Annotated in this window: 7 protein-coding genes; 3 read left to right on the top strand and 4 right to left on the bottom strand. The window is 36.2% G+C overall.

What is annotated here, in order from left to right; all coding sequences use genetic code 11:
• Positions 1 to 293: 293 nt before the first annotated feature.
• Positions 294 to 515: a hypothetical protein gene (locus tag F6K22_RS23720; RefSeq protein ID WP_293103549.1), complete on the bottom strand. Its 222-nt coding sequence runs from the start codon at positions 513 to 515 to the stop codon at positions 294 to 296.
• Between the two features lie 299 nt (positions 516 to 814).
• On the opposite strand from F6K22_RS23720, the gene F6K22_RS23715 reads away from it, so the two are divergent.
• Positions 815 to 1009 carry a hypothetical protein gene (locus F6K22_RS23715; RefSeq protein ID WP_293103546.1) on the top strand — a complete coding sequence of 65 codons (195 nt, stop codon included), beginning with the start codon at positions 815 to 817 and terminating at the stop codon, positions 1007 to 1009.
• Here the strand turns inward: F6K22_RS23715 and F6K22_RS23710 are convergent.
• Positions 994 to 1218, bottom strand: coding sequence for a hypothetical protein (locus F6K22_RS23710; protein ID WP_293103552.1), 225 nt, complete (start codon positions 1216 to 1218; stop codon positions 994 to 996). The two genes, F6K22_RS23715 and F6K22_RS23710, sit on opposite strands and share 16 nt — an antisense overlap.
• Positions 1163 to 1363 carry a transposase gene (locus tag F6K22_RS23705; RefSeq protein ID WP_293103543.1) on the bottom strand — a complete coding sequence of 67 codons (201 nt, stop codon included), beginning with the start codon at positions 1361 to 1363 and terminating at the stop codon, positions 1163 to 1165. Before F6K22_RS23705 ends, F6K22_RS23710 begins: the two co-directional genes overlap by 56 nt.
• 205 nt (positions 1364 to 1568) lie before the next feature.
• On the opposite strand from F6K22_RS23705, the gene F6K22_RS23700 reads away from it, so the two are divergent.
• Together F6K22_RS23700 and F6K22_RS23695 are read left to right on the top strand one after the other, a co-directional pair.
• Positions 1569 to 1691 carry a hypothetical protein gene (locus F6K22_RS23700; RefSeq protein ID WP_293103540.1) on the top strand — a complete coding sequence of 41 codons (123 nt, stop codon included), beginning with the start codon at positions 1569 to 1571 and terminating at the stop codon, positions 1689 to 1691.
• A gap of 161 nt (positions 1692 to 1852) precedes the next feature.
• Positions 1853 to 3007 (top strand): hypothetical protein, encoded by a 1155-nt coding sequence (locus F6K22_RS23695; RefSeq protein WP_293103538.1) that lies wholly within the window; start codon positions 1853 to 1855, stop codon positions 3005 to 3007.
• A 512-nt stretch (positions 3008 to 3519) separates the two neighbouring features.
• Here F6K22_RS23695 and clpP read toward each other — a convergent pair.
• Positions 3520 to 4128: an ATP-dependent Clp endopeptidase proteolytic subunit ClpP gene (gene clpP, locus F6K22_RS23690; RefSeq protein ID WP_293103535.1), complete on the bottom strand. Its 609-nt coding sequence runs from the start codon at positions 4126 to 4128 to the stop codon at positions 3520 to 3522.
• Positions 4129 to 4486 lie beyond the last annotated feature (358 nt).

The raw sequence follows: 4486 nt of genomic DNA, 5'->3' as shown, positions 1-4486 counted from the left end.
TTATTTTTTCTATAGCATCCAAGGCAATTTGTAATTTGCGGATACTTTGATCGTCCTGACAATCTAGTTTTTTCTCCACTGCTTTGGGAGCAACTAATTTGTCATCACTGAAATTTGCTAGGAGTGTAGCGATGGAAAATTTCATGCAGCGTTTTATCCTTTTTCTTATCGGTTATACTATTCTATAAATTAGTCTGCCATTCAGTATTTCACCCTGGTTTCCTCAAGTTAGCAGATCGGTTGCGTTCATGCTAGTTTTCCGTTCCTAGAAATCTACAAAAATCAGCTAACTTCTATAGATTATCTGATTGATTGTCTACTTCTATTCCTGCTTCAACTTGGAAGTGTCGGCACTCTCCAGTCCACAGGTTGTCACGGTCGAACTGACTGCCATAGCTAAATTTTGGGCTACGTTTCCTACCGAATGCTCCGCAAACATGTCGCGTAGCGAAACAGTCTGGGATTTTGATGTCTTTGCTTGAGACCATCAAAACTTCCTTTCGGGATATTCCCATTACAGCATTTTATAGTCAGGTGGGCATCCTGCCGTTTCGAGTTGGTAGCACTCCCTGTTCTGCTACATTGCCATTGACTGGTCATACTGTGGATTTCAAAAACCCGTTGTTTGGGTAATTCAGGAGTCTCACTTTGTAACTAGAACAGTTCATTATCTTGCAGCCAAACATTAATTGTAGCAGATTATGCCAAAATCAAAACCCGTGTGTCGTTATTCACTCAGCCGTTGAAACGCTCTAACTAACTTTAAGATAGCCCATTTTTTGTTTATTTATTCTATAAGAAATTGTCACTAATTTTGGCCTGTCTTGTTTGTCAAGTACCTAGTGCCGCTACACGGAAGTCAAAAGTATTGATTGGTAAAGCTTTTATTATTTTGCAGGTAACGGGTTATTTTCACCAAGCTCCACTACTAGCTAAACTCACAGCTTTCCTTTCAGACATAAAATGCTTATTGGGTTTGCTGTTAGTAGAAATCTACGAAAATCGATAAAATATGGAATTATCTGATTTGTTGTCTATTTCTATTTCTGCTTCGTCCTGGCAGTGTCGGCACTCACCAGTCCACAAGCTGCCACGGCATAACTGACCGCCATAGCTAGATTCTCTCCTAGCATTTAAGTCTTTATCAAAATTGAACCCACAGTTAGAGCAATTGAACACTCTCTCGGACAAAGACCAAATATTGTTTGATGTTCCCACAATTAGAGCAAGTTTTAGAGCTAGGAAATGATCTATCAATGATGATTAGTTCCCAACCATATAGCTCACACTTGTACTCTAGCTGCCTTCTAAATTCATAAAAACCTATAGAAGCAACAGCATTTGCTAGCTTATCCTGATTCATTTAAGTCTTCAATTACTATCCGACTTTGGTTTTTAGCTAAATAGGATTTAAACTTAAATTTATGTCATCTTTATCTGATGTTGGCTATCTTGCTATGTAGTCGAGCTATTTTTATAAGACAGATAATTGGAGATTATTTATAGATAATACCAGATTATCGCCAACAGTTACTAACCCTCCTCCGATAGACTAATTACCAAAACAATTGAAGATTGATTCAGAATTAGTGGGCATAGGTGGAGCAATTTCTATTTGGTGGAGCAATAAAATAGAGGCAACGGAGAATTTATTAGAGAAATATTTCCCTCGCCGTGGCTACTTCTGTTAACCTCCCCCTATTATTTTTTTTAATGGCCTTATATTGTGATTTGGCCTGTTTTTGGTTAAATTTTATGATAGCTTCAAATTAGACTTCTGGCAAAAGTAATTTTTGCTAATATACTAAATTGGACATTGAAATTTCTTCAGGTTTCACCAAGTTAAAGAATTATGTTAGAACGTTTTCGAGCTTCTTATCCTAGAGGTTGCTTCATCTCTGAGTTAATTACTATTCATAATGGTAAGTATGTAGTTCGTGTCTTGGTCCAGGTGAATGGTGAAACTTTAGCCACTGGATTAGGGTCTGCTGATACTGTGGAGTTGGCCGAAGACAAGGCAAGAGAGCGATCGCTTGCTACTATTACACTTGATACATCTTTTTCTGCACCTCAAACTTCTGTTGAACTTTCTCCATCTCCATCTGCTACCAAGCATGAACCACAATTTACAAAATATGTCAATACTCCTTTACAAATAAAAACAGAGGAATTACCAAAAGCAGGATTAAATCTAGATTTAAATGAAGTTTCTGATACTCCAACTGTTTCGTCTGGGTTAGAGGCGTCAGAAATTTCTACCCCACTGGAAAAAGAGGAATTACTAACAGTAGAGTCTAGTATTAATTATGATGATGTTTCTCAGCCTACTCAAAATTCAAGTGGATTTGATAATAGTTGGTTAGATACAGATTATAGTCAGGAACAAAAGGAAAAAAAGATTGATGAAACTACAGAATCACTAATAGATTCGACAAATAATATAGAAAGTCAAATAACTACATCAGAACCAATAAATTCGAGAAGAGACTTAGCTGACTCAATAAATAGTAATAATGAAATTTATTCCTCAGATTTATCACAAGATGTATCTGACGATAATGTCAGTATAGATATCTTAATGGATGGTTTAGCATGGACAAAAGAGCAGGAGCGAGATTTTCTAGAGCAAAACTATGGTCAAAAAACACGCCAATTTTTAACACCTGAAGAGTTATTTGATTTCCATCAATATTTAGATATGCTACAGAAGGTAACAAAGGAAATTAAGGGCCAAGGTTGGAAAGCAAAGCAACAAAAAGATTATTTTGAATACAACCACAATAAAGAATCTCTGGAACAATTAAGTGTAGATGAATTACAAAGTTTTTTGCAGTATTTAGAAATATTCAGCAAAACTACTAATGAAATTAAACGTTTGGGTTGGAATGCGACAAAAGGAAAAACTTTTCTCAAACAAAATTATGGAGAGGAGGGTCGTACACGCCTTTCATTTGAGAAATTGCAAGATTTTTTACAACATTTAGAGGCGTTAGATACACCCCAATAAATTCAGAAGTCAGAAGTCAGAAGGCGCTAAGTTGGAAGGCGCGAAGTTAGAAGTTAAATTCTTGTTATGACTAAATTTGAGAGGCGGGAGAATGTTCTAACCGCCCTGGCAGCTTATAGTTAATTATGGCTTGCTGATTAACTATATTTGTCGCTTTATAACTAAAAAAACTGGAAAACCCTTTTCAGGTAAGGATTTTAGCTATTCCTGATTGAAAACATCTGGAATTACTGCTGTGCTGCTGTGTCTTAATTTAAGGGATTTTTTCCATCTATGTTAGCGACAAGTCTACTATAAAAATAAGGCTTTATCCTTATTTATCTGGAAAAAAGTTAGCATTTTGGGCAGACAAGGGCAGAAAAATCAAGGGATAATTCTTACTCCTACCTTCTCTATAATTCGCCTAACTCCTAACTCCTGACTCCTGACTCCTGACTCCTGACTCCTGACTCCTGCCCTTACCAAAAGACTTTTTTAGCAAACTCTACCTAACCCTACCTATTCCCTATTCCCTAATTAACAGGAGATATAGGTTGAGAATTAGAGGGATTACGGTTATAAACTTGGTCTATTATGCCGTATTCCATTGCTTCTGTGGCTGACATAAAAAAGTCTCTTTCTGTATCTTCGGTAATTTTTTCTATGGGTTGACCTGTATGTTCTGCTAAACATTCATTGAGATATTTTTTGAGGTATAATATCTCTTTAGCTTGAATTTCAATATCTGTGGCCTGACCTTGGGCACCACCTAATGGTTGGTGAATCATAATGCGGGCATTAGGTAGACTCATTCTTTTGCCTTTTGTTCCTCCACTTAGAAGAAATGCTCCCATACTAGCGGCTATTCCCATACAAATAGTACAGACGTCAGGCCGAACGTGTCTCATGGTGTCATAAATACCCATTCCAGCACTAACGGAACCCCCAGGAGAGTTTATATAGAGGTAAATATCTTTTTCTGGGTCTTCTGAGTCTAAATATAATAATTGGCCGACGATTAGATTGGCCAGGTCAGAGTCTATCCCTTCTCCTAGATAAATTATGCGATCGCGCAAGAGTCGAGAGTAGATATCGAAGGCTCTTTCGCCACGGCCAGATTGTTCAATAACGGTTGGAATCATAGTCTTTTACTCAAAATTTTCAAAATTTAAAGGTCAAAAATATCGACATTAATAACAGATATATTATATTAGCGATTCACCCATAACTTTAGCAAACTTTTTGGGAATTTAGTTAAATGTTATTAGAGTTTGCTATGTAGACGCTATTTGGTATCCTTTTATAATATTTCTCTAAAATATTTCAATTGAATCAAAAACTTAACATCAATTATAAATATATTAACCTATTTATTGACTGTGATAAATTCACTTATTTCTGAATTTAAAATGTTTTGAATTTCCCGAAAATTTTCCTCTCTAGTTTCTCTAAACGGGATACTAAAGATAGGATGTGGTAGATACAAATATAATTTAGCAT

Origin of the sequence: Okeania sp. SIO2F4, from assembly GCF_010672385.1 — a bacterium.
Classification (GTDB): domain Bacteria; phylum Cyanobacteriota; class Cyanobacteriia; order Cyanobacteriales; family Microcoleaceae; genus Trichodesmium.
Note: the sequence above shows the minus strand (reverse complement) of the source record. Positions and strands in the feature narration are given on the sequence as shown.